20 protein-coding genes are annotated in these 24315 nt (G+C 54.7%); 13 read left to right on the forward strand and 7 right to left on the reverse strand.

The genetic code is table 11. The annotated features are described in order from the left end of the window. Positions 1–60: 60 nt before the first annotated feature. Both ACFQW4_RS01225 and ACFQW4_RS01230 read right to left on the reverse strand, forming a co-directional pair. Positions 61–1431: an amidohydrolase gene (locus ACFQW4_RS01225; protein WP_271460439.1), complete on the reverse strand. Its 1371-nt coding sequence runs from the start codon at positions 1429–1431 to the stop codon at positions 61–63. Between the two features lie 107 nt (positions 1432–1538). After that, the gene (locus ACFQW4_RS01230; RefSeq protein ID WP_377723286.1) at positions 1539–10136 is read right to left on the reverse strand and encodes a GH36-type glycosyl hydrolase domain-containing protein; all 8598 of its coding nucleotides are present in this window, start codon (positions 10134–10136) and stop codon (positions 1539–1541) included. Between the two features lie 271 nt (positions 10137–10407). On the opposite strand from ACFQW4_RS01230, the gene ACFQW4_RS01235 reads away from it, so the two are divergent. Then, the gene (locus ACFQW4_RS01235) at positions 10408–10569 is read left to right on the forward strand and encodes a YnfU family zinc-binding protein (protein WP_217548267.1); all 162 of its coding nucleotides are present in this window, start codon (positions 10408–10410) and stop codon (positions 10567–10569) included. Positions 10570–10573: 4 nt separating this feature from the next. Beyond that, positions 10574–10819, forward strand: a complete 246-nt coding sequence (locus ACFQW4_RS01240; RefSeq protein WP_101761527.1) for a hypothetical protein — start codon at positions 10574–10576, stop codon at positions 10817–10819. A gap of 17 nt (positions 10820–10836) precedes the next feature. Here the strand turns inward: ACFQW4_RS01240 and ACFQW4_RS01245 are convergent, their stop codons facing one another. Next, positions 10837–11109 carry a hypothetical protein gene (locus ACFQW4_RS01245; RefSeq protein ID WP_271460437.1) on the reverse strand — a complete coding sequence of 91 codons (273 nt, stop codon included), beginning with the start codon at positions 11107–11109 and terminating at the stop codon, positions 10837–10839. Between the two features lie 195 nt (positions 11110–11304). Here ACFQW4_RS01245 and ACFQW4_RS01250 point away from each other — a divergent pair, with 195 nt between their 5' ends. Beyond that, positions 11305–11781: a ferritin-like domain-containing protein gene (locus tag ACFQW4_RS01250; protein WP_137387363.1), complete on the forward strand. Its 477-nt coding sequence runs from the start codon at positions 11305–11307 to the stop codon at positions 11779–11781. Positions 11782–11946: 165 nt separating this feature from the next. Further along, complete coding sequence (gene clcA / locus ACFQW4_RS01255) at positions 11947–13329, forward strand: H(+)/Cl(-) exchange transporter ClcA (protein ID WP_271460436.1); 1383 nt, start codon at positions 11947–11949, stop codon at positions 13327–13329. A 256-nt stretch (positions 13330–13585) separates the two neighbouring features. Here the strand turns inward: clcA and ampR are convergent, their stop codons facing one another. Beyond that, positions 13586–14470 (reverse strand): LysR family transcriptional regulator AmpR, encoded by an 885-nt coding sequence (gene ampR, locus ACFQW4_RS01260; protein ID WP_377723292.1) that lies wholly within the window; start codon positions 14468–14470, stop codon positions 13586–13588. Positions 14471–14586: 116 nt separating this feature from the next. Here ampR and blaPSZ point away from each other — a divergent pair, with 116 nt between their 5' ends. Together blaPSZ and ACFQW4_RS01270 are read left to right on the forward strand one after the other, a co-directional pair. After that, positions 14587–15720 carry a PSZ family class C beta-lactamase gene (gene blaPSZ, locus ACFQW4_RS01265; protein WP_377723980.1) on the forward strand — a complete coding sequence of 378 codons (1134 nt, stop codon included), beginning with the start codon at positions 14587–14589 and terminating at the stop codon, positions 15718–15720. A gap of 65 nt (positions 15721–15785) precedes the next feature. Next, positions 15786–15926 carry a hypothetical protein gene (locus ACFQW4_RS01270; protein ID WP_167391175.1) on the forward strand — a complete coding sequence of 47 codons (141 nt, stop codon included), beginning with the start codon at positions 15786–15788 and terminating at the stop codon, positions 15924–15926. Here ACFQW4_RS01270 and ACFQW4_RS01275 read toward each other — a convergent pair. From ACFQW4_RS01275 to ACFQW4_RS01285, 3 genes are read right to left on the reverse strand one after another with little or no spacing between them, the layout of a single operon-like run. Further along, positions 15913–17025, reverse strand: coding sequence for an MFS transporter (locus ACFQW4_RS01275; protein WP_377723294.1), 1113 nt, complete (start codon positions 17023–17025; stop codon positions 15913–15915). The genes ACFQW4_RS01270 and ACFQW4_RS01275 overlap by 14 nt on opposite strands. Then, complete coding sequence (locus tag ACFQW4_RS01280) at positions 17022–17564, reverse strand: TetR/AcrR family transcriptional regulator (RefSeq protein WP_377723296.1); 543 nt, start codon at positions 17562–17564, stop codon at positions 17022–17024. Before ACFQW4_RS01280 ends, ACFQW4_RS01275 begins: the two co-directional genes overlap by 4 nt. A gap of 58 nt (positions 17565–17622) precedes the next feature. Then, positions 17623–18570, reverse strand: a complete 948-nt coding sequence (locus ACFQW4_RS01285) for a MurR/RpiR family transcriptional regulator (protein ID WP_101761520.1) — start codon at positions 18568–18570, stop codon at positions 17623–17625. Between the two features lie 288 nt (positions 18571–18858). On the opposite strand from ACFQW4_RS01285, the gene ACFQW4_RS01290 reads away from it, so the two are divergent. The 7 genes from ACFQW4_RS01290 (at position 18859) to ACFQW4_RS01320 (ending at position 24136) form a co-directional block, all read left to right on the forward strand. After that, positions 18859–19167 (forward strand): PTS sugar transporter subunit IIB, encoded by a 309-nt coding sequence (locus tag ACFQW4_RS01290; protein ID WP_101761519.1) that lies wholly within the window; start codon positions 18859–18861, stop codon positions 19165–19167. 59 nt (positions 19168–19226) lie between these two features. Beyond that, the gene (locus ACFQW4_RS01295) at positions 19227–19568 is read left to right on the forward strand and encodes a PTS lactose/cellobiose transporter subunit IIA (protein WP_377723298.1); all 342 of its coding nucleotides are present in this window, start codon (positions 19227–19229) and stop codon (positions 19566–19568) included. Next, complete coding sequence (locus tag ACFQW4_RS01300) at positions 19561–20874, forward strand: 6-phospho-beta-glucosidase (protein WP_101761517.1); 1314 nt, start codon at positions 19561–19563, stop codon at positions 20872–20874. The genes ACFQW4_RS01295 and ACFQW4_RS01300 overlap by 8 nt, the downstream gene beginning before the upstream one ends. A gap of 31 nt (positions 20875–20905) precedes the next feature. Then, positions 20906–22258, forward strand: coding sequence for a PTS cellobiose transporter subunit IIC (gene celB, locus ACFQW4_RS01305; protein ID WP_137387379.1), 1353 nt, complete (start codon positions 20906–20908; stop codon positions 22256–22258). A gap of 442 nt (positions 22259–22700) precedes the next feature. After that, positions 22701–22961, forward strand: coding sequence for a biofilm/acid-resistance regulator YmgB/AriR (locus tag ACFQW4_RS01310; RefSeq protein ID WP_377723301.1), 261 nt, complete (start codon positions 22701–22703; stop codon positions 22959–22961). Between the two features lie 158 nt (positions 22962–23119). Beyond that, positions 23120–23461 carry a hypothetical protein gene (locus ACFQW4_RS01315; protein ID WP_377723303.1) on the forward strand — a complete coding sequence of 114 codons (342 nt, stop codon included), beginning with the start codon at positions 23120–23122 and terminating at the stop codon, positions 23459–23461. 210 nt (positions 23462–23671) lie between these two features. Beyond that, a complete protein-coding gene (locus tag ACFQW4_RS01320; RefSeq protein ID WP_377723305.1) occupies positions 23672–24136 on the forward strand; it encodes a nucleoside deaminase in 465 nt (154 codons plus the stop codon). Positions 24137–24315 lie beyond the last annotated feature (179 nt).

The following is a 24315-nucleotide window of genomic DNA, read 5'->3' on the forward strand; positions in this document are numbered from 1 at the left end:
TTGCTGGCTTTCGCCATACAGCTTTTTTAGGGTGCGCATTGATGCGCACCAGGTCGATATTTACACCTTTTTCAGGCTGCCAAACGTCTGTTTGCCATTAAAGAACGTCGCCATCACCGGCGCGATGTGCGCAACAGCTTCCGCAGAGCAACTGGCGTTAACCAGCATCATGGTGGCGTGGTCCTGTGCTTTCGGCCATTGCTGTTCGCCGTGGCTATTCAGCGGCAACACCTCGTTGGTGGCGATACCTAACGCGCGGCTCAGAGAATACTCATCCGGCCCACGATAGAGTTGCGAATAGACGTTGGCTTTCTCCAGCATGCTGCCGCTGCCAAACGGCTGCCAGTGATCGGCGATGGTGTCGGTGCCCGACCACACTGGCACGCCAGCGGCGCGCAACTGCGGCAGCGGCATGATTACGCGACCAATCGGTACGGTGGTGGCGATACTAAACTGCTGCTCTTTTAGTTCCTCAATCATCGCCGTCAGTTCGTTACCCTGTAACGTCCCCAGGGCAAAGGCGTGGCTGAGGGTGACTTTGCCTTTCAGCTGCGGATTGTTGCGCACCGTTTTCAGCATGTAGCGGATCGCCGCCACACCGTGCGGTTCGGTTTCATGAAGATGAATATCGATCGGTGCAGCAAAATCGAGCGCGATGCTGAACAGGGTATCCAGTGACTTCTCCATCGCGCCGTCAACGTTGGTTGGGTCCAGTCCGCCGACGTAGTTCGCGCCCATCTTCATCGCTTCGCGCATCATGCTTTCAACGTGCGAACGCAATAATCCGTGCTGTGGGAAGGCGACAATGTCGGCATGAAAATCATCGCGATGGCTGGCAATCGCCTGCTGCAGATGTTCCAGACCGTGTAATTTGCTGACCGGATCGATGTTGCAATGGCTGCGTGCAGAACTGCTGCCTTTGGATTGCAGCAGGCCAATCAGTTTCCCGGCACGGATTTCAGAAGTCGGCAGCAGTTCGGGCAGGATCTGCTCTTCCTGATGGATCATATCGATCACGCTGTGGCGCGGCAGCGGGGCGCGCCAGCTTTCGCCGTAAAAGGTTTTATCGAGATGAATATGCATGTCGCGCGTGGCGGGCAGCAGCAGATAGCCGGCGGCGTCCCACGTTGGCAGATTAAGGCTGACGCCCGCAGGATGAATGGCGGCAATCTCGCCAGCATTCACCTCAACATCATACAAACCGGTTTGCGTGGCGGTGATGACATCCTGTTTGCGGATAAAGGCTTCTTCCAGGCGCACATTGCGCAGCAGAAAGTGCGTGACATCAACGCGGCTGGCATGGGCTGGTTGGCAGGTTTCTGCCGCCTGAATGCTGCGGCTCATGCCCGCGCTGAGTAAGGTGCCTGCGGCGCTGAGTTTCATGCCGGCGGAGAGAAAATCCCGGCGATTGCCGGGTGATAAGAGGCTCATGAATTATTCTCCTTGTAGGGGGAGAATAACCCTAAAATAGCCGCTGGCAGGGCGCTGCGATATTTTCCACTGCTGGCTATGGTGAAAACTAATGACCGCAGTGATTGCTACTCAGCAAGATGAATTCGTACCTGATGATTTCCGACGTCGCAGCTGAGTGTGATGGCATCATCGGCACTCAGCACATCATCCAGCCACAGCTGATAAGCGCCGGGCGTGCGCCGCATCTCAATCTCATAGCGCGCGGACCCTTCATGATAAATCACCTTCGCGCCCGGCCATGCTTTGGGCAGACGCGGACGCAGCCGCAATTTATCGCCGTGGCGCGTAATGCCAAGCAGGCTTTCGATGATCAGCTGATAAGTCCAGCCCGCCGATCCGGTGTACCACGTCCAGCCGCCGCGACCTTCATGGTTCTCGGCGCTGTAGACATCCGCCGCCATCACATAAGGTTCGACTTTGTAAGTTGCAACAGCATTCGAATCCAGGCTGTGATTGATCGGATTGATCAGCGCCAGCAACGCCCATGCGCGCTCGACCTGGCCCATCTCGGCGAACGCCATAATTGCCCACAGCGCGCCGTGCGTGTATTGCCCACCGTTTTCACGGATGCCAGGCAGATAACCGCGAATGTATCCCGGATTGGGGCCTGTGCCATTGAACGGCGGCGTCAGCAGTTTAATCAGGCCGTTATCGCTATCCACCAATTGCTGATCGAGTGCCTGCATCGCCGAGGCGCATTTGTCGTGATCGCCAGCCGCAGACAGCACCGACCAACTCTGCGCGATGGCATCAATGCGACATTCGGCGTTGCGCTGTGAACCCAGGGTTTCACCGTTATCGAAGTAGCCACGCAGGAACCATTCACCATCCCAGGCGAGCTGATTGAGCGCCGTTTTCAGCTTCTCCGCCTGTTTTTCGCACAAGCTGGCGGCTTCCGGCTGATCGATACGGGTGGAGAGCGCGGCAAAGCGCGTGAGCACGCTGTAAAGGAAAAAGCCGAGCCAGACGCTTTCACCTTTACCGGCAATACCCACTTCGCTCATGCCGTCATTCCAGTCGCCGGAACCCATCAGCGGCAAACCATGCTCACCAAACCTCAGACCATGCTGAATGGCACGCAAGCCATGCTGCCACAGGTTTTCCTGCAGCTGACTGACGTTCGGCAGGCTGTAAACTGACTCTTCTTCGGCGGTGAGCAGTGGCGCTTCAAGATAGCTAATCGGCTGTTCTAACAGCGCAAGATCCTCCGTGGCGGTGATGTAGTGGCAGAGTGCAAAGGGCAGCCAGAGATAATCATCTGAGCAGCGGGTGCGCACGCCGCGTCCGGCAGGCGGATGCCACCAATGCTGCACATCGCCCTCGAGGAACTGTCGGGAAGCGCACAGCACCAGCTGATCGCGCAGTAAGTTTGGCGCGGCGTGGGTGAGCGACAACGTATCCTGCAACTGATCGCGGAAGCCAAACGCGCCACCGGACTGATAATAACCGCTGCGCGCCAGCAAACGGCTGGCCAGCGTTTGGTACAGCAGCCAGTTATTCGCCAGCAGATTCACCGCTGTATCGGGCGTCTGCACCTCGACTTTGTTTAACAGATTGCGCCATTGCTGCTGCACTTTCGCCAGTTCGGCTTCCGCCTGTTCGCTGGGAAGAAATTGCTGCATCAGCGTCAACGCCGCTGCGGTATCTTCCGCCGCGCCTAACACGAACACCAGCGTGCGCGTATCGCCGTCAATCAAGGTGGTCAGCGTTTGCAGAGTGGCGCAGGGATCGAGTCCCGCGCCGGTGTTACCCGACAAGCCTCGCACTTGCATCATCGCGGGCTTACGCGTCGAGCCATTGCGGCCCAGACACTCAAGGCGATTACCGCTGAAAGCAATCTGATTGCCGGATGCGGCGAAGAAGGCGGTGCGCATCGATCCGCTGCTGGTATAAGGATTTACCGCCAGAATGGCGCTGCCATCTGCCACTATCGCCGAAGAAGTTTGTACATGGCGGGCAGATTGGCTCACCAGCTCACCCAGCACCCATTCGACGTAGCCGGTGATCGACAAATGACGGGTTTTGCCAGACAGATTACTGAGCTGAATCAGGGTGATTTTCGCCGCCTGCTCGCCAGCTACGAAGGTGGTGAGCGTGCTGCTAATGCCTTGCTCCTGATGCATAAAGCGGCTGTAACCCATGCCGTGCTGCGTCAAATAATCTCCGGCGCCGCGCATCGGCAGCGGCATAGGTGACCAGACATCGCCGCTCTCCTCATCGCGCAAATAAAAGGCTTCGCCCGACGTATCGCTGACCGGATCGTTGTGCCACGGCGTCAGGCGGTATTCATGCGCATTTTCATACCATGTGTAGGCCTGACCACTTTCTGAAATCACGCTACCAAACTGTTTATTTGCCAGCACATTGCACCAGGGCGCGGGCGTCTGCTGATGTGGGGACAACAAAATGTGATATTCACTGCCATCGGCGCTGTAGCCGCCGGTGCCATTGAACAACTGCATGTTTTCCGGCACAGCGAGGCGGGCGGGCGCAGGAAAGGCCTGTTTATGCGCCAGGAAGCGGCAAGGCGGCGCCACCGGCTGCGGTTTTAACAGCACCGTCAGCTGGTCGGCCAAACTGCCGTTGCGGCCTTCCAGCACCACGGCAGCTACGCTGAGTAGCAGCGTGACATCTTCGGCCGCAAAATGCTCGCTTTGGCGCAGGAAGATGCCGCCAGGCTTATCGGTCAGCATCTGCATCTCGCCTGATGAAATCATTTTGAGCAGCTGATTTTGCAACAGCTGCTGATAGCCGATTTGCTCGCCGTTGAGGATCACCAAATCTGCCGTCAATCCTTTCTGGCGCCAGTATTGATGCGCTTTAATCAGATTGCTCACCAGGCTGAGCTGGGTACCGTTTTCGATGCGCACCAGCACGATCGGTAAGTCGCCAGACAGCGAGTGTCGCCACAGCGACGATTGTCCCAGGCGATTCTGCTGCAGACGCTGGCTGTCGCCGCGCATTTCAGGGCTGGCAAAAATCACCGCGCTGGCGAGCTGGTTATACAAACTGGCATCTTCAGCGAGGATATTCAGCTGACGCAGCGCCACCTGACTGTGCGAGGCCGCCATTTCAAATACCCGATTGGCGTAGACATTGTTGCGATACTTCTCAATCAAGCCAAGGCAGACATCACGCTGCGTGGTGACGCCATACACCAGATCGAGGGTGACGGATTTACCCGCTTTGATGGCGATTTTCTGGCGAATCGACAGCAATGGATCGAGCACCGCACCGGCGCTGCCGCTGAGTACGCCATCGGCTGCCATCGCCTGCGGATTGGCGGCGGTTCTGCCGCGACCAATAAACTGTGCGCGGTCGGTTTCATAATGCGTATCGCGCTCGCTGGTGCCGTGAATCAGCAGGGCGTGGAACATCCACAGCGGCTCGGTTTTCTCATCGCGCGGGCGGCGATGTGCCAGAATCGCTTCCAGTTCAGTGACGATTTCGGTTTGCACAAACAGGTTGCTGAACGCCGGATGCGCCATATCGCTGGCGGCAGAAGCCAGCACCACTTCCGCGTAGCTGGTGATGTCTATTTCACGCAGCTGGCGTGAATGGTTGGTCAGGACGATGCGGCGGATTTCCACATCATCTTCTGGCGACACCACCACCTGAGTGCGGGTGCTGAGCGTTTCCATGCGCGATTCAAACTCCGCGCCGGCGTCGGTAAAGCGCGCAATGTGCTGCGGGCGCGCATCACCGCTGGGCTGGAACGTCGGGCTAATCAGCTCGCCGGATTGGCGATCGCGGATGTAGCAGAAGATACCGTGCTGATTGCTGGTGCCATCGGCGCGCCAGCGGGTTAACGCCAATCCTTTCCACTGGCTATACCCGGTGCCGGATTGCGTCACCATCACATGATAATTGGCATTCGACAGCAGCTGGATTTGCGGCAGATGCGCCGCCGAGCCGCTGAACTCGCGCAGTTCGGGCGTATCTGAACGCGGCTTGATCTCGCTGGTGTCAACGAACTGCCGACGCGGCGTATACAGCTCAATGTCATCCGGCACGCGCTCCTGCAGCAGCAAGTAGGAAGACTGGAAGCGCGCACTCGACATAAACCGCGCCACCATCGGCGCTTCATGCAGCAGGTGCGAAATCGCCAGAAAACCCATGCCCTGGTGGTGCGCCATGTAGGTTTTCACCGCGACAAATTGCTGGCCGCGCGCCAGGCGCTGCGCGGTGAAATCGAGCGCCTCGTAAAAACCGTATTTGCCGCAGGCACCCATTTTCTTCAGTCGCATCAGGTTGTCGGTGGCCTGATGCGGCAGCACCATCAGCGCCAACAGCGAGGCGTAGGGAGCAACCACATGATCATCGTTGAGGCCACGCTTCAGCCCTAACTCTGGCGTACCAAAAGCTTTGTATTGATAGTTTTGGCTGTCATCGAACGCGGCGTAAGCCGACTCGGAGACGCCCCACGGAATCTGCGCGGCATCACCGGACGCGATCTGCTGCTTCACCGCCGACAGCGCCATTTTCTCCAGCAGCGTATCCGGGTAAACCGGCATCACCAGATGCGGCATCAGGTATTCAAACATCGAGCCGCTCCACGACATCACCGCCGGTTTGTTATCCAGTTGGGTGAACAAACGGCCCAGCACGAACCAGCTTTTTACCGGCAGCTGATTAGCAGAGATGGCGTAGTAGTGCGTCAGGCGCACTTCGGACGGGAAGAGATCGTAATGGCCTTTATCGAGCGCGCCGCTGTCGAGATTGTAACCCACGCTGAGCAGCGCGGTTTTATCAATATAGAGAAAGCGGAAATCCATTTTTGCATGATCTTCCAGCCGTCCTTCCAGCTCCAGCAAAGTCGCCATGCGTTCACGTGCGGCCCACATCACAGACGCCGCGAGCTGAGAATGGAGGCCGGGGCGATGACGCTCTAACTCACTCAGCCACAGCAGAGAAGGTAAGGCGGCAGGCAGATCATCATCCGGCGTGAGCCAGCTGAAAAACAGCGTCCACTCCTGCTGCAAATCGCTGAGCTGGTGGATAAACCGTTCGAACCATTTCACCTGCAACGGCGGCAGCTGCATCTGCGCCAGCAGAATTTCACTCTGCGCGATCAGCGACGAGAGATGACTGGCAATCGCAACGGGCGCGGCCTGTTGCAGCGCATCAAACTGCGCGGTTAACTCATCCCAGCGATCGTTACGCTCTGTGCCCATTTGCGCTTTCGCCAGCAACAAGGTGTCATTCAAGCCCGCCATAATCACCGGTAAAGCCAGCACCGGTAGATGCTTCCACTGCGCCAGTCCGGCTTGCAGGGTGGCGAGGTGCGCGGCGAGATTGCCGCTATCGACGGTAGAAACGTAGCGCGGATTTAACGGTTTCAGCGTGTAAGTGTCATACCAGTTGTAGAGATGTCCACGAAAATGCTCCATGCGATCGAGGCTATCCAGCGTGGCGAGCGAACGGGCTATCACCGGTTTCTGCGTAATGTAGCCAAAATCCCATGCGGTTAAATTGGCCAGCAGCGACAGCCCGATATTGGTCGGCGAGGTGCGATGCGCTACCACCGGCTGCAACACTTCCTGAAAGTTATCCGGCGGCAAGTGGTTATGTTCGGCGGTGACGAAATCTTCAAACCAAGCCCAGGTGTGACGCGCGGTGTGGCGCAAAAACTGTTGCTGCTCGGCGGAGAGCTTTTTCTGGCGCGAATGGGCCGGTTTACTCAACTGCCACAACAGACACGGCGTGATCAGCCACAGCAGCGAGATCGGCAGCGCCAGCGCAATCAATTCAGGATTAACCAGCGCGGTTAAAAGTGACAGTGCAACGCCCGCCGCTGGGTTAAACCACATCGCCTGATAAAAATGGCGCAGTGACGGCGTGGGCGACGAACTGCCCGCCGAGGCGCTTTTCCATTCATGGAGAAACTGCCCGCTCACGTTGAGTCGCCACAGCGTGACGATAATCGCCTTCAGCGACCAGTAGCTTTCATGCGGTAATGTCGCCAGCGTCAGTCCCGCGCGGCTCAGGCGCATTAACGCATCCGAAGACAGGATAGAGAGATGATGCTGCCAGGCGCGCGTCTTGCTTTTGCGCATGCCTTCCATGCTTAACGCTAAGGCGCTGGGCAACAGCAGGAACAGCGCCATGCAGCCGAGCCAAAACAGCGGATTCGCCACCCAACTAAATGCCAGAAACATCAGCAGCAGCAAGGCGGGCGCAATCAGACTGCGACGCAGGTTGTCGAACAATTTCCAGCGCGACAATGCACTGAGCGGATTGGCCTGATAGCCGCCATCCTCCAGTCGCACGCGTAGTTTCAGCCAGTTCAGCAGCTGCCAGTCACCGCGTACCCAGCGGAAACGCCGCGCGACATCGCTGAGATAGTTATCCGGGTAGTGTTCGTAAAGCACCACATTACTGACCACGCCAGAACGCGCATAACAGCCTTCCAGCAGATCGTGGCTGAGCACCAGATTTTCCGGGCAGGTATTACGCGTCGCGCGGGTAAAGGCCGCCACATCGTAAATGCCTTTGCCGACAAACGAACCTTCGCCAAACAGATCCTGATAGATATCTGAAGACATCGATGAATACGCATCGTTGCCCGGCACGCTGCTGGAGAGACGCGCGTAGCGGCCCTGGCCAAAGGGCGGAATCTCCTCCGCCAGACGGGGCTGCAGAATGGCATAACCTTCCACCACGCGATTCAGGCTGTCATCAAACACCGGCGCATTGAGCGGATGCGCCATAATGCCAATCAGCTTGTGCGCGGTTTCTCGCGGCAGAATGGTGTCGCTATCGAGGGTAATGACGTATTTCACCGTGCGCATTTGCGCCTGGCTGGCACCGACGATGACGTTAAACATCTCCGCTTCGCCCTGCAGCCAGCGATTGAGCGCATGCAGTTTGCCGCGCTTACGCTCATAACCCATCCACACGCCCTGCGAAGGGTTGTGCACGCGGTTGCGATGCAGCAGAGAAAACAGCACATCATTGTGCGACTTGCTGCTGTAACGGCGGTTGAGCGCCTGAATTTTCAACACCGCATAACCGATGATTTCAGCATCATCGTCATCGTGTTCGGCTGCGCTGTCGGTGAAATCGGCCAGCAGCATAAAGCTGATGTTGTCGAGCGCATTACCGAGATAGCTGGTTTCCAGCGACCGCAACAGCGCATCGGTACCATGTTTGCTGCTGATTAAACAGGGGATCACCACCAGCGTGCGATCGCCATCCGGTACCGCCAGCTCGTAATCAAGTCGCGGAAGCGGTACCGGATGGCGGGTGCGGGTTGTCACTTCGCTGAGCAGCTGCAGGGCGAGCTGGCTGCTGATTAAGATCACCGCCGGCACCAGTAACAGCCACAGCACCACCGACATCGCGGATTGATGAGTGAAAAACAGCGCTTCGGCGCTGAAAGCGGTGGTCAATAACGTCAGGCTGCCCAGCCAGGAGAGCAGCGGCGTTTGACTGAGATGATGGCGCGCCTGATTCAGCCAGGAACGGCGCGGCTTTAGCTGTTGCTCAAGCTGCGCACGCCCTTTATCCAGTAGGAAGTAACCAATATGCTGTTGGCGCGCTGGCAATGCAGCCTGACGACTCAGCGCCAAAACCTGATTGGCCACGTTTAGCTCGTCGAATTCGCTCTGGCGAGCCAGCTCTTCAACCACATGCCGATATTGATCGCGGCTGTCAAAATGCATCTGGGGATAAATCCCGGCGGGATCCTGCGCCAGCACTTGCTCGACCAGGCTCAGCGACTCCACCAAATCCTGCCAGTTGATTTCGCCAAGCTGGCGCAATCCGGCAATGCTGTTGCTGACCGAGAGCTGACTCAGTGCCAGCTGGCGGTTGAATTGTTCAATCACATCCGCAGTATTACGCCCGGTGTTCAGCAGATGTTGCTCCACCCACGTGAGCGCCAGCGAGTGATTCTGCCCATTCAGTTTACGCGCCAGTTCGGCGACAAACGCGCCGGAAAGCTGATCGTTTTTGTGCGCCATATCGGCGATCACCTGAATCACGCGAGTGGCGTCCCTGGCGGAGTAATGAACGATCTCATTAATCCACGCTTCGGCCTGGCTGCGCTCCTGATGAATCTCGGCAACGCCTTGCGCAATACGTGCGAGGTTATCGAGCAGCGCAAAGCGCAGCATAGCGGGAAGCGCCCAGAGTTCACCCATTAGCAGCGGCGTCACGCGTTGATAAGCATGAATAAAGGTCGCTAATACTGCTGACTCTAAGCGGCCATCACTGTGGCTGATCATCTCATCCGCGATCGCCTGAATGCGTAAAGAGTGCGCGGGGTCTTTCAGCGCAGGTAAACCCTGACCAAATTTGGTGGGCAACAGATGGCGCACCATCCGAATTTGCTCTTCGATAATATAAAAATTATCCAGCAACCATTCGCCAGCCGGTGTCAAATTACGCTTCTCACCGGTACTTAATATTTCAGCGCTTTTTATCAGCGCCTGTTCGTTTTCCGTCAACCGCTGCAATAACTTATAGCTTTTTTTGGCGTCGGAAAGATGATGCGTTTTTGCCAGACGCTCGCCATATATTTCCATTTGCCGCTCGGAAAAAACATCTGGCCGGTTCGCCTGGTAAACACCGCTGTGATGTAAAAACTCAAAACCACTGCGTGCCGTTGCCGGAAGCGCACTACTGCTAATGAATGACCCGGTGGGAAGTTTATTTTTCATAATGGCGTCGCAAAAAATCCAATGGATTATAAAAGTCAGCACTATCAACAGGAAAGTCGACGGTATAAGAGAGGGCGAGGGAAAATATTTGTCTGTTTTGAGTATAGTGCCAAATCGATCTTACGGTTGGTTTATAAAATAAAAGTTAATTTAAAACATTTAACTGAACGTAATGATGGGGTTGAGGATCTTTAACGTTGTTGTCAAGTGTGAGTGGCAATGAAAAAAATCAGGTGTGTTAGAATCAGTTAACGGAAAAAGGAAATAAATTATGAGCTGGTTAAATCAATTTTTAGAAAGCTTATCACGCCGGGAAGTCAAAACTCAGTGTCCAGTCTGCAAAAAGTTTTGCCCACAATCTTCCTTAAAGCAAGCGCGCGGACAGGCTATGTTGTGCCCGCACTGTAAATCACTGTTTATTGCCGAGGAGTAAGCGAATGCGCCATATTCTTGAATGGATTGATGTAAATGAACAAGCGCCCGGCTACAAGCAGGAGTGTATCGTGCAATTTGAAAATGGTGAGGTGCAGGGCGGCTGGCTTTATGGCGGGCAATCGCGCAGCGGCGAGCATATTTTCCTTGAAGCGCATGCGGAATATGAAACCAGCATGGAGGTGAATTTCTGGATGTCATTGCCGCCAGCGCAACCGGACCAACTCGCTGCGTTTCATTCGCCGATATGAAAGAGCACAAGATAATATTATCGCTCATATTCGATAAATGACCGTTGCGCTTCAGCCTGATCGACAAACTGAAAAGCGTAAGGATGTATCAATTGTTCATCACAATACCAGCAGTCATTAACACGTTTAAAAACGGCACCCTGATGAAAGGGTTGAGTTTTATCCAAACGCATAACGGCATATTTGCCATTGTTGAAGGTAACTTCATACAGAGAAATTAATCCGAGCGGCATTAATCTGCGTTTGTGAATAATTTCGCCGTTGAGCTCTGGCGGGCCTGGCTTTTTCATTATGTTCTCTCCGATTGACCTGGTTTAAGTCTGGCAATGATTTAAACAATGCGATGAGTTTATTTTCAGGCTTCGCTTGTGAATTATCTATTGTCCGCCAGGATTAAGTCAGGCTTATGTGCCGGCGTAATTCCTTATTCACTCTCGCCCACGTTTTTACCTATCTGATATTCTATTCTACAAAAAGGCCATATTATGACGATTAAAACACTGCAAGATCTGTTTGTGCATGATCTTTCTGATATTTACAGCGCAGAAAAACAGATCACCAAAGCGTTACCAAAAATGATTCGCGCAGCCTCTGATCCTAATCTGGTTGCGGCTTTTAAACAGCACCTCGAAGAAACGCGCGGACAAATTGAACGTATTGATCAACTGGTTGAGCTCACGGAAGGCGTGCAGATCAAACGAATGAAATGCCATGCGCTGGAAGGTCTGGCCGAAGAGGCGCAGGAAATTATCGATGAAGTAGAAAAAGGGCCGGTTTGCGATGCTGGACTGATCGGTGCCGCACAGAAAGTTGAGCACTATGAGATCGCCACCTACGGCACCTTGCGCGCTTTAGCCCTGAAGCTGGATTATCAGGATGCCGCCAGGTTACTGGGCGAAACGCTGGAAGAAGAAAAAGCCACTGATGAAAAACTGACGCTGATTGCTGAAGAGCAGGATTAATTCCCCGTAGAAGAGGTTGATGCATCGGCTAAAAATGCCCAACCTCTTCCATCCTGAAAAATCCGCTTGCGAATTCCTGGTTAAAAATCACTTCATTCTCAGTATGCTAATCCCTCTTTTTTCAAACTAACGTTTGAACACTGTTCTGAATACAGAGGGATTTGCATGTCTGCTCATCATCATTCCGCAGAGCCCAAAACGATTTTACGTGCTGGGCGCTTCTTATTGATGCAGAAACTATTACGCCGTGACAAAACGCCCGTTGCACTATTACTGCTGGCTGCGCTGGTCGGTGTGCTAACCGGTTTGGTTGGCGTGGCCTTTGATAAAGCCGTGAATTTTGTGGTGCAGACGCGATTGAGCTGGCTGGCGGATGCCGGTGACAATCTGCTGGCGAAAATAATCGGTGCGTTTTTCCTTTCGGCATTATTAGGCGCTATTGGCTATTTCCTGGTGCGACGTTACGCGCCAGAAGCGGGCGGATCGGGTATTCCTGAAATCGAAGGCGCGCTTGAAGAGCTCCGACCGGTGCGCTGGTGGCGCGTACTACCGGTGAAATTCATTGGTGGCATGGGCGCGTTAGGTTCAGGCATGGTGTTGGGTCGCGAAGGGCCAACCGTGCAACTGGGTGGCAATATCGGCGGCATGTGTGTCGATCTGTTCCGCGTTAAATCTTCTGAATCTCGCCACACATTGCTAGCAACCGGCGCAGCCGCCGGTTTATCGGCCGCCTTCAATGCGCCGCTGGCGGGCATCCTGTTTATTGTTGAAGAGATGCGTCCGCAGTTTCGTTACAGCCTGATTTCCATCAAAGCGGTGTTTGTCGGCGTTATCGTCTCCAGCATTGTTTTCCGCGTGTGTAATGGTAATGAGGCGATCATCAATATTGGTCAGTTGCAGGATGCGCCAACTAATACGCTGTGGCTTTATCTGGTATTAGGCGTTTTATTCGGTGGCTGCGGCGTGGCATTTAATCGCTTCATTTTCCTCGCGCAGGATCAGTTTCAGCGCTTGCACCAAGGTCGCGTGGCAGCTTGGGTGATGTGGGGAAGTTTACTGGCTGGCGCGTGCGGCGTGATTGGCCTGGTGCTGCCACAAGCCATCAACGGCGGGATTGCCCTGATCCCCGATTTCTCCAGCGGTAGCTATAGCGCGCTGGCCTTGTTTCTGCTCTTCGCACTGCGCACGCTCATCACTGTCTGCTGTTTCTCCTCCGGCGCGCCAGGCGGTATTTTCGCCCCGATGCTGACGCTAGGCACGCTGCTCGGCACCTGCTTCGGCCAGCTCTGCATGCAGTGGCTGCCGGGTTTACATCTGGAGCCGGCAACCTTTGCCGTGGCCGGAATGGGCGCGCTGTTTGCGGCGTCGGTGCGCGCGCCGCTGACCGGCATTGTGCTGGTGCTGGAGATGACCAACAATTATCAGCTGATTTTGCCGATGATCATTACCTGTCTCGGCGCAACGCTGGCCGCGCAATTCTTCGGCGGCAAACCGCTGTACTCCGCGCTTCTTGCGCGCACGCTGGCGAAGGCGAAACAAATAGCGTAAGGCCTGGCTTACGTGCGGGCGCTGACACATCTGCTGCGTCACGGGCTGTCCTCGCGCCGCTAGCGCGGTACCTTCGGCTTTCACGTTGAGCCGACGGACCGTTCGGGGATCGGCCGTCCTGGCCGGCCCCGAACTGCCACACGCATCCATGCGTGCGGCTCCTGGCCCAACGTAAAAGCCTCAGCGCTGCGAGGACCGCCGGACCAATAGTGACTTCGGCCTGCGCATTTGCGCTATAAATCACGTGTTCGTTTAATTAGTGCGCACCGGGCAAAAAGGTATTCATCAACCAGCCAGAAAACGCCGTCATCGCGGTGCTTTCGGGCCGCGATTGCAAACGCGTTAACCAATAGCCGCCGAGATCGATTTCAGCGGCGAAAGGGCGCACCAGCTTCTCACTTTGCAGCAGGTGATTGAAAATCCTCACCGGTGCCAGCGCAATCCCCGCACCTAACAACGCCGCTTCAATCATCGTCAGCGACGAGTCAAAAATCATCACCGGATGCGCAGGCGATGGCGCATGTTCGTTCATGCTTTGCAGCCATTGGCTCCACTCATCACGGCGGAATGAGCGCAGCAGGGTAAATTTGTGCACGTCTGCAGGCTGTTGTAACTGCCGGGCAATGGCCGGATTACACAGCGGTGATAACGGCGCAGGACAAATACACTGCGCCTCGGTGCCGTGCCAGGCGCCGCTACCAAAGCGAATGGTGTAATCGTGGCCTTCGGCAGCCGGATCGACGCGATTGTTGTGAGTGGAGAGTTGCAGCTCAATGTGCGGATAACGGCGGTTAAAATCCTCTAAGCGTGGCAACAGCAAGCCGGTGGCAAAGCTTCCCACCACACCAACTTTCAATTTTTCGCGCATTTGACCGGATGAGAAACGATCCAGCGTATCGGCAATCCGATCGAAAGAGTCGTTGAGCACCGGCAACAGGCTTTCGCCTTCTGTGGTCAGCATCAAACCGCGCGAGACCCGCACAAACAGCTGGCAACCGAGCTGCTGCTCCAGCGATTTTACCTGCTGGCTCACGGCTGCATGGGTTACGTGCAGCTCAATCGCCGCATTAGTAAAACTTAGATGACGTGCAGCGGCTTCAAAGGCTCTAAGCGCGTTCAGGGGAATATAGGGTCGTGTCATGCGCCTACCTGTAAGATTTTCTATTGTCTGGCGCTAAAATTAACAGTTTGTTGCACCCTGTCAAATTGGTCAAACTGCCTGCGGAACAACAACCCGGAAGGTTAACTACAGTGAAATTGATTTCTCAAACATTGATAGCTACAGCGCTGACCTCGGCGTGCTCCATGGCGTTCGCCGCGAAGGCGGATGTGCAGGCAACCATTGATCAGGCGATCAAACCGCTAATGCAGCAGCAATCGATTCCCGGCATGGCGGTGGCGGTGGTGGTTAAAGGCCAGCCTCACTATTTCACCTGGGGTATGGCGGATGTAAAACAGCAGCGCCCGGTCACCCAAGACACGCTGTTTGAGCTGGGTTCGGTGAGTAAAACCTTCACCGGCGTGCTGAGTGGCGTTGCGGTGAATAAAGGCGAGATCGCGCTGAGCGATGCTGCCAGCAAATATTGGCCGGCACTGAACACGCCGCAGTGGCGCGACATCACGCTGCTGCAGCTGGCGACTTACACCGCTGGCGGCTTGCCGCTGCAGGTGCCCGATGCCGTGACCGATGAAAAGGCGCTGGCGAACTTCTATCAACAGTGGCAACCGCAGTGGGCGCCGGGCAACACGCGTCAATATGCCAACAGCAGCATCGGCTTATTTGGCTGGCTGGCGACGAAACCCAGCGGGCTGACTTTTGAACAGGCAATGCAGCAGCGCGTATTCACGCCATTGCAGCTCAAGCACACCTTTATCACCGTGCCTGACGCCGCGAAAAATGCTTACGCATGGGGCTACCGCGAAGGCAAACCGGTGCGCGTGTCGCCGGGCATGCTGGATGCTGAAGCCTATGGCGTGAAGTCGTCGATTAAAGATATGGCGCGCTGGATGCAGGCCAATATGGATCCGCAGCAGGTTAACGATAAGCCGCTGCAGCAGGCGCTGGATTTCGCGCAAACGCGTTTCTATCGCACCGATGCGCTCTATCAAGGTTTGGGGTGGGAGATGCTGGATTGGCCCGCTCAGGCGGAGATGGCGGTGAAGGGCGCGGATAACAAGGTGGCGCTTGGGCCGCAGCCGGTGCGGGATGCCGAATCACATCCGCGTGTCAGCGCGTCGTGGGTGCATAAGACTGGCGCAACCGGTGGCTTCGGTGCTTATGTCGCCTTCATCCCGGAGAAGCAGGTCGGCATTGTGATATTGGCAAACAAAAATTATCCCAATACCGAGCGGGTTAAAGCCGCGATGCAGATCCTGAAAGCGTTGCAGTAAGCGTATGGGGTGAACGCCTCGCCCCATCAACTACACTTAATGGGTGATCAACAAAGGAGCTTCAGATGAGCAATCACCCTAAAGATAAACGCGACGTGAATGATGAAAAGCATCCCGCCAAGGACAATCCCAGCGAACACGGTGAGATCCCCAGAACGCGCGATGACAGTGAAGACGACAAAAAAGATCCGTTTAACGACGAATAACAAACATCATTAGCAACGGCAGCGCGGCAAACAGCGTTAATGCGGTTGGCGCGCCTGCCAGCATAAAGAGTTGTCCAAACAGCAGCGATCCCATCACCTGACCCGCAGCCAACATATAGAACAAGATGCCTACGCCAACGGCGGGGGCATTGTTGGTTGCTTCTGCGCCCCACACCAGCAACACGCCCGAGAGCGTAACATACGCCGCGCCACCCAGCGCCACGGCGGGAAACAGCCAGGCTGAATAGTGATGGCTGAACGCCAGTAGCAATAAGGGCACGGCAAGGCAGCATTGCGACAGCCAATAAACTCGCTTCATCCCCATCCATTTCGCCATCGGGCCGGTGAGCGCGCCGATAATGCCTGCTGCGCCAGCGATGAGCCACAACAGGCTAACCATGCGGTCGCTGACGTGAATGTGATGCAGCAGATCCGGGCCGAAGCTCCACCAAGCCGCGCTGGCGACGCCGCTGAACAGTGCAATGAAGATAAGGCGCTGCAGCGAACGCTGCCGCAGGTGGCTTAACCAGGATTCACGTTGAGCGTTTTCATTGTGATTGGGTAGCTGGCGCCAAATCGGCACCAGGCAGATCATCGTCAGCGCGGCAAAAACCGCACAGGCGATGCGCCAGCCGCCGGGCAGCCAGTACAAAATTGGCACTGACAACATAATGCCCATGCTGGTTCCGGCATTGATAACCGTGTTCATCTGCGGCTGTTGCTCAGCCTCAATACGCTGGCTGACGGCGCTCGCTAACGCAGGCGAGGCGAGACCGGCGCTCATACCGGCGATAAACAATCCCACGCCAAGCATCCACGGCGATACCGCGCTCGCGATGATCAACAAACCCGATGCGGCACACAGCGCGGCAACCGCAGCAGGAAATCGCGGCCCGGCGCGGGCGGTCATCATCGGCGCGATCAACACCGCCACACAGTAAGCGGCAAAGCTACAGGCCGAAAGCACGCCAGAAACGCGCCGGGTAAAGGGGATGTCGTGCATCACCTCGGGCATCATCAAGCCCCAGGCGAAACGCGCCATACCGTAGGTCACAGCGATAAGTGCAAATCCGGTGATGCCGAGCGCCGTACCCTTCATGACTGTTCGCTGAACGCGATAAGCTGTAGCGCGGCGTTTTTACCGGCTTCGCACGCCTGCGCCGCGCCGATGATCAGCGCGGAAGTCAGCACACCTTCAAACAGCAGCCAAACCGCATCCGCTAGCGCGACATGCTGCTTGCCGAGCGCCTGCTGAATGGCGCGTGCAATGTAATTGCGCATCTTGTGGCGGTAAGCCAGCGCCTGTTCGGCTAACGCGGCATCTTCTCCGGCGTATTCGCCCCATGCCTTGAGAAACAAGCAGCCATTGTTGCCGTATTGCTGCATCCAGTCGGCCATCGCATCGAACATATGGCTGACCGCTTGCGGATGGTCCGGCGATTGCAACGCGGCGAAGAAACGATCTTGTCGCGCCTCCAGCACCGCGGCCGTTAGCGCTTCACGCGAGGGGAAATAGCGATACAAGGTGCGCGTCGAGACATTCGCCTCGCTGCAAATGCGATCGGTGCTGATGGCGTGAAAGCCGTTGAGATAGAACAGCCGCTCAGCGGCATTGATGATATCGAGTTTCTTTTTCATCCTCTAAAAGTAAACCGATCGTTTTACTTTTGCAAATCTAAGGATGTTGGAGATTTACTTAGAGAACAGTTAGTGCTGACTCCAGCCGATCCAGCGCAAACAAAATGCCGTAACGGCGCGCGTGTTGCGCTTCCGGCAGCGGCAACCAGATATCTGCCTGATTGGCGAGATCTAATGTCTTCGCACAAAGCGCAATCACCGGCGTTTTTTGAATGTGCGCATGGTGTACCGCGCTGAGCACGTGGCTGTTAACCGTATCAGGCGCGAGAATCAGCAACAGATCGTCCGGTTGCAAACGGCTCAGCGTCATGCTCAGCAGGTTATCATCCTGAATCCACGCGCTGGCCAGTCCGGCGTTTTGCAGGCGCTGATGGACGTCCGCCACCAGCGTAGTTTGCAGCCCCGATGCGCCAATCAGCAGTACGCTTCGGGCTTTACGCAACAGCTCTGCGGCACGTTGCCAGGTCGCCGCTTCCGCTTGACCATATTGCTGGGTTAACGCTTGAGTAATAGCCTCAATCGGCGCAATCGCGTGAGGGGGTTGTCTCTGAGGCGCGCGCGCCAGCCGCATACGCAAATCACGGATATCCTCGCAACCCAGCGAACGCGCAAAGCGGGTGATGGTGGCGGCGCTGACTTCTGCGCGGCCGGCAAGTTGCTCGATGGTGGCGGAAGCGGCAAAAGCAGTGTCGCTGAGAATCGCTTCGGCAACGCGTTTCTCCTGCTGACTCAGCGACGATTGCCGCTGGCGGATGACATCGATAAATTCAACATCCTGCTGCTGACCGGCTTTCCGCACCTGATGGAGAAAATCATCGAGATCCTGACAGCCCGCCGAGGTGGCAAAGCGTCTTAGCACATCCGGACTCACACCAGCCTGTGTAGCCAGACTCTCCATGGTGACGTGTACATTGGCGTGCAGGTTCGCCAGAATAAAACGCGCCAGCCTCGATTCCTGCGCATCCGCGCGCTCCGACTGCTGCCGTAATTGCCAGACAATATCCATCAGCTCATCACATTCTCAGTTGCGAAGGTCCATCATGCATGAAATTATTTTTCATGTTGAGTTTTTTTTCAGCTTATTGCGGGGTCTTAGCGCCGTTTGGCGGGCTTTTCACTGTTAAATTACGGTTAAGATCACACTCGTGAAAAATATTTTCATGATTATTATAATCGTATCCATCTGACTTGTATCAATAAATTATCTATCCATCAGAAGATCCTCTGCCCGTAGCCACTTTACAGCGTCTGTGAGACAGGTCTTAAATGGTCGGGACAAATCACAGGAGAAGAAATTATGCGCATCGTACTTTGCTGTGCTGCTGGCATGTCAACCAGCATGCTGGTGAGCAAAATGCAGCACGCCGCTGCAGGTCGCGGTCTGGAGATTGACATTAAAGCCGTGCCGGTGGCGGAATTCGAACGCATTCTGCCAGATGCCGATGTGGTTCTGCTTGGCCCGCAGGTGCAGTTCGAAGCAGCCCGTCTTAGCGCTATTGCCGCGCCGCAAGGCAAATCTGTCGCCGTCATCGACATGATGGATTACGGCATGATGCGTGGCGAACAGGTGCTCGATAAAGCGCTGGCCTTACACGCCTCCTAAACGTCCTTTTTAACCCATCCGACTGACATTACACGGCTTTGTGCTGTGGGGGATTCTGCATGTCTGAAATCGTGGCTATCGAGTTTGAAGAGGAAATTATGCTGCTGCTGGTGCAGGCCGGCGCAGCCCGCAGCGCGGCCATCAGCGCGCTGCGACTGGCGCGAGAAGGGCGCTTCAGCGAGGCGCAGCAACAGTTGGCGGCAGCAGGTGAAAGCATCAGCGCTGCGCACCAGCAGCAGACCGCGCTGATTGGTCTGGATGAAGGCAGCGGTAAGTTGCCGGTCACGCTGATTCTGGTGCACGCCCAGGATCATCTTATGAACGCCATGCTGATTCAGGATTTGGCTGGCGAAATCATTGAACTCTACCGCCGCACAGCGGCAGGAGGCAAAGATGCTTAAGATCGCAATTATTGGTGGTGGCAGCAGCTATTCACCGGAGCTGGTGGAAGGGATCATCAATCGCTATGCGCAGCTGCCGGTGACGGAACTGGCGCTGGTGGATATCGAGCAAGGGCGTGAAAAGGTTAATGTCATCGCCGATCTTACTCGCCGCATGCTGCAGCAAAACGGGCTGGAGCAGGTAAAAGTGAGCGTCCATTTTGAGCTGGATGACGCGATTCGCGGTGCTCGTTTTGTTCTGACGCAGCTGCGTGTGGGATTGTTGGCCGCGCGCGCGGCGGATGAGCGCCTCGGGCTGAAATATGGTCGGCTCGGCCAGGAAACCACGGGCGTTGGCGGCTTTGCCAAAGCGTTGCGCACCATTCCGGTGATGCTCAAGGTAGCGCGCAAAGTCGAGGAGCTGGCACCGGACGCCTTCATCATCAACTTCACTAATCCGGCGGGAATTGTGACGGAGGCGGTGTCGCGCTATAGCAAGGCGAAAATCATCGGGCTGTGCAATGTGCCGGTGAATATGCATCACATGATTGCTGGCATGCTCGACGCGCCCTGGGATGACGTGCAGCTGCGCTTCGCCGGGCTCAATCATCTGGTGTGGGTGCATCAGGTGACCTGTCGCGGCGAGGATGTGACCGCGCAGGTGATCGAGCAACTGTGCGATGGCCAATCGCTCACCATGAACAACATCAAAGATATGCCGTGGTCGCCGCAGTTCCTGCGCGCGCTCAAAGCGATTCCGTGCCCGTATCACCGTTATTACTGGCAAACGCCGCAGATGCTGGCCGAAGAGCAGGAGAAAGCGCAAAACGGTCATGAAGGCACGCGCGCGGAGCAGGTGATGAAAGTGGAAGCGGAACTGTTCGCGCTGTATGCCGACCCGCATCTGGCGCACAAACCCGAGCAGCTGAGTTTCCGTGGCGGCGCGTATTACTCCGAAGTGGCGGTTGAGCTGATCAGCGCAATTCACAATAACAGCGGCAAAAATCTGGTGGTGAACTGTCGCAACAACGGCGCGATTCATGGCCTGCCGGATGACGCGGTGGTGGAGGTGAACTGTCTGGTTGATGCGCAAGGCGCGCATCCGCTGGCGTTTGGTGAGTTGCCGCCGCTGATGAATGGCCTGACGCAGCAGATCAAAGCGTTTGAACGCCTGACTATCGAAGCCGCAGTGCATGGCGATCGTGAGCAAGCGCTGCTGGCGCTGCTCGGCAATCCGTTAGTCGGTGATGTCGCGACCGCCGAAGCCTTGCTTGACGAAGTGCTGACCCTAAACAAGCCGTGGCTGCCGCAGTTCGCCACGCCATAATCCGTTGCGCCACTGAGCCAGAGGAACACCTATGTCTAACCGTACTTTTATAGACCGTTATGTCTTGCCCGTCGCACTGAAAATCGCCGGTCAGAAGCATGTGCTCTCCGTGCGCGACGGCATCATTCTCAACATGCCGTTTATGCTGATTGGCAGCTTCTTCCTGATCTTTGCCTATCTGCCGATTCCGGCGTGGGGCCATTTAATGGCGGATCTGTTTGGCGAGACGTGGCGCAACAAACTGCTTTATCCGGTGCGCGCCACCTACGACATCATGGCGCTGATCTCCAGCTTCGGCATCGCTTACCGCCTGGCGGAGAAGTATCGCACGCTTGATCCGCTCACCAGCGGCGCGATGGCGTTAGTGGCATTTGTGATGACCATTCCGCAGCAGACGCTGTTTGCCCCGGTGGAGGGCGCGCCGACGCAGTTGGTCACCGGCGTGTTGCCGATTTCACTGATTGGCAGCCAGGGTTTGTTTGTGGCTATCGTGGTTGCGCTGCTATCGACCGAGATCTACCGCTTTGTGCACAACCGTAATTTGGTAATCAAGATGCCGGAGGGCGTGCCGCCTGCGGTGGCGAAATCCTTCCTCGCGCTGGTACCCGGTTTTTGTGTGCTGGCGGTGGTGTTGGTGATTCGTCTGGCGGTGGAAGCATCGCCGTTCGGCGATATCAATAACCTGATTGCTACTGTAATTGGTTTGCCGATGCATCACGTGGGCGGCACCTTGCCCGGCATGATTTTCTCGGTGCTGCTGATTGGGATTCTCTGGACGCTTGGACTGCACGGCGATGCGATTGTGCTGGTGTTTATTCAACCGGTTTGGCTGTCGAATATGAGTGAAAACCTCGAGGCGTTTCAGCATAACCAACCGATCCCGCACATCTTTACCCAGCAGTTTTATGATTTGTGGATTGCACCGGGCGGCACCGGCGCGCTACTGGGATTGGTGATTTTCATGCTGATTCGTTCACGCAGTCGCCAGATGAAACAGCTCGGTAAAATTGCCGCGCCGGCGGCGCTGTTTAACATCAGTGAGCCATTAGTGTTCGGCATTCCGCTGGTGATGAACCCGTATCTGTTCCTGCCCTTTATCCTGACGCCGGTGGTGCTGGTGATTGTGTCGTGGGCGGCGATGAGCACCGGTTTGGTGGCGCCGCCAGCGGGGATTGCGCTGCCGTTTACCACACCGATTTTCGTCAGCGGCTATCTGGCCACCGGCGGGCATATTTCCGGCACCGTTTTGCAGGTGGTGAATCTGACAATTTCACTGGTGATTTACTATCCGTTCTTCCGGGTCTGGGATCGTCTGAAGTTCCGCGAGGAAGAGGCCAGCCTGCAGCAAGCAAAAGTGGTGAGCGGCGAAGCGGTAACGCCTTGAACACCGGGGCAGAAGCGCATCAATGTGCGCTTCTGTGATCTGTAAACCGATAAACCACAATGCGCATTAATCACCTAACAGGACTAATTTACAATTCTCTTTGGACTCTAACTATCACTCAACTGACTGTTATCGCTGATTTTATTTCAATTGCTTAAAATAACAGCGGTTTTATTAAAAGAAACTTCTGTACTCTTATTACGTGTTTGTATATTTTTGTGATCAAGTGGTGACATAACTTCTTTCACCCCGAAACCCACGCTACTCAATGTAAACGTCAGCAGGCTCTCTTGATAGACATTTTCTCTAAAATTAACAATATTCCCCTTTTATTAAATTTAACCAGCTTAACGAGATCATTTGCGATCTCATTTTTCAGACTATTCCATTAATTTTTTATTACTCCATAAAGTGCTGGCACTAACGTCGCCAGGGGAAACGCATGCAAAAAATGAATATCAGTACCGATTTTATCGCTTATTTCAATTGTGGTTCTGTAAAGCTGAAATCTGAGGCCGAAATATTGGGCTCAGTTATCACCGCTATCATAAAAGACAAAAAAACTGTTACCAATAAGAGCATTATTGCCTATCTGCTGGCAGAGCTTGAGAGCACCAATGATGTGATTTTCCAGGATTGCCTGCGGAATACGCTGCAAATCGTGGTAGGAAAGACGCCGGATGATGACGGCTTTTTCAGTTAAGATAATCTCCCATAATTAAGAACGTGGGTTTTAAACCGATTCAATTTTAAAAGTTCAGGATTTATCTGACAGTATCAGGCCATGAAAATGGCGTTATAATTACTGGCCCGACCAGAATAATCTGGCACACAGATAAATCCAACAATAAGTGATATTTTATGAATTACAGCAATTTTTCAGCAAAAGTGAGTTTCTGGCCCAATATGCATTTCACCGCAATTGAAATTGTACAGTGTGGCGAGCTCTACGAAATATATGCGACGGACATTTCCCGTCTCGCTAAAAGTAAGCTTTTTGTCGGGCGCACCCATGATAAAAATTTAGCGGATTCCTACGCGAAACAGTTCCAAGAGTGGTTACCTAAAGTTAACCGTGAAATGAAACTGCGTGACATTGCGCCGTTAACAGGAAATATGCCGCCGCAGGTTTTTTGTAGAAAACGGGATCTTGAAATTTTGCCGAGCCAGGCAGAATTTTTGCGTAACCCTCATCAATGGTAGTTCTCAGTAATAAGTCTTAAAAATGCGAGCTTGCGATTAAGATTATTACTTTTCTAAAGGCGGTGCTGCCCATCACCGCCATCAGAAATAAACTTTTACTCATTCAACGGTTAAATCGTATACGTTTAGCCTGCTCATCGCTTTCGCATTATACAAAACTGAACCAGGCTCAACATGTCATGGTTAATTGTGTATACAAGCGAGGAACGAATGGATTTTGTACAACGCACGATTGATTTAGCAATGAAAAACGTTGAAGAGGGCGGTCGACCATTTGCAACAGTCATTGTTCGCGACGGCAAGGTAATCGCTGAGAGCGCAAACCAGGTCGCACAGACGAATGATCCCACGGCTCACGCTGAAATACTGGCCATCCGCGAAGCCTGCCGTCAATCAGGCAGCGAAAACCTCACCGACTGCGACATTTACATTCTCGCCAGCCCTTGTCCAATGTGTCTGGGTGCACTCTATTATTGCAGTCCAAAGCAGGTGATATACATCACCAAACGCGAAGAGTATTCGACGTATTACCGTGACGATCGTAAATACTTTGAACTGGACACCTTTTACGCTGAATACAGCAAGCCAATTGAACAACGTCGCTTGCCGATGAAATATCAGCCTCGACCGCAGGCGCTCGACGTCTATAAACGCTGGCAGGTTTTAAATAAATAAAAGCGTTTCAGTTGCTCGTGGCTTAATCCCTCCCAAGATGATCAACACCCTTGCCACGTACCCATCTGGTGCAAATCCCCTCGATTTGCACCAGTAAAACGCATAATAACCACTTATAACCCCGCACAAAATTCATTTAATTCAGCGCATTAATAATCTGGCACGCGCGTTGCTATTCG

Source organism: Pantoea sp. GCM10028869, from assembly GCF_042666835.1.
Taxonomy (GTDB): Bacteria; Pseudomonadota; Gammaproteobacteria; order Enterobacterales; family Enterobacteriaceae; genus Pantoea; species Pantoea leporis.

Excerpts from the sequence above, each read along its gene's own strand:
- ACFQW4_RS01315 (WP_377723303.1), top strand. The coding sequence starts at position 23,120 with ATGAATTACAGCAATTTTTCAGCAAAAGTGAGTTTCTGGCCCAATATG.
- ACFQW4_RS01230 (WP_377723286.1), bottom strand. The coding sequence starts at position 10,136 with ATGAAAAATAAACTTCCCACCGGGTCATTCATTAGCAGTAGTGCGCTT.
- ACFQW4_RS01235 (WP_217548267.1), top strand. The coding sequence starts at position 10,408 with ATGAGCTGGTTAAATCAATTTTTAGAAAGCTTATCACGCCGGGAAGTC.
- clcA (WP_271460436.1), top strand. The coding sequence starts at position 11,947 with ATGTCTGCTCATCATCATTCCGCAGAGCCCAAAACGATTTTACGTGCT.
- ACFQW4_RS01270 (WP_167391175.1), top strand. The coding sequence starts at position 15,786 with ATGAGCAATCACCCTAAAGATAAACGCGACGTGAATGATGAAAAGCAT.
- ACFQW4_RS01300 (WP_101761517.1), top strand. The coding sequence starts at position 19,561 with ATGCTTAAGATCGCAATTATTGGTGGTGGCAGCAGCTATTCACCGGAG.
- ampR (WP_377723292.1), bottom strand. The coding sequence starts at position 14,470 with ATGACACGACCCTATATTCCCCTGAACGCGCTTAGAGCCTTTGAAGCC.
- ACFQW4_RS01295 (WP_377723298.1), top strand. The coding sequence starts at position 19,227 with ATGTCTGAAATCGTGGCTATCGAGTTTGAAGAGGAAATTATGCTGCTG.
- ACFQW4_RS01245 (WP_271460437.1), bottom strand. The coding sequence starts at position 11,109 with ATGAAAAAGCCAGGCCCGCCAGAGCTCAACGGCGAAATTATTCACAAA.
- ACFQW4_RS01285 (WP_101761520.1), bottom strand. The coding sequence starts at position 18,570 with ATGGATATTGTCTGGCAATTACGGCAGCAGTCGGAGCGCGCGGATGCG.
- celB (WP_137387379.1), top strand. The coding sequence starts at position 20,906 with ATGTCTAACCGTACTTTTATAGACCGTTATGTCTTGCCCGTCGCACTG.
- ACFQW4_RS01225 (WP_271460439.1), bottom strand. The coding sequence starts at position 1,431 with ATGAGCCTCTTATCACCCGGCAATCGCCGGGATTTTCTCTCCGCCGGC.
- ACFQW4_RS01320 (WP_377723305.1), top strand. The coding sequence starts at position 23,672 with ATGGATTTTGTACAACGCACGATTGATTTAGCAATGAAAAACGTTGAA.
- ACFQW4_RS01310 (WP_377723301.1), top strand. The coding sequence starts at position 22,701 with ATGCAAAAAATGAATATCAGTACCGATTTTATCGCTTATTTCAATTGT.
- ACFQW4_RS01275 (WP_377723294.1), bottom strand. The coding sequence starts at position 17,025 with ATGAAGGGTACGGCGCTCGGCATCACCGGATTTGCACTTATCGCTGTG.
- ACFQW4_RS01250 (WP_137387363.1), top strand. The coding sequence starts at position 11,305 with ATGACGATTAAAACACTGCAAGATCTGTTTGTGCATGATCTTTCTGAT.
- ACFQW4_RS01240 (WP_101761527.1), top strand. The coding sequence starts at position 10,574 with ATGCGCCATATTCTTGAATGGATTGATGTAAATGAACAAGCGCCCGGC.
- ACFQW4_RS01280 (WP_377723296.1), bottom strand. The coding sequence starts at position 17,564 with ATGAAAAAGAAACTCGATATCATCAATGCCGCTGAGCGGCTGTTCTAT.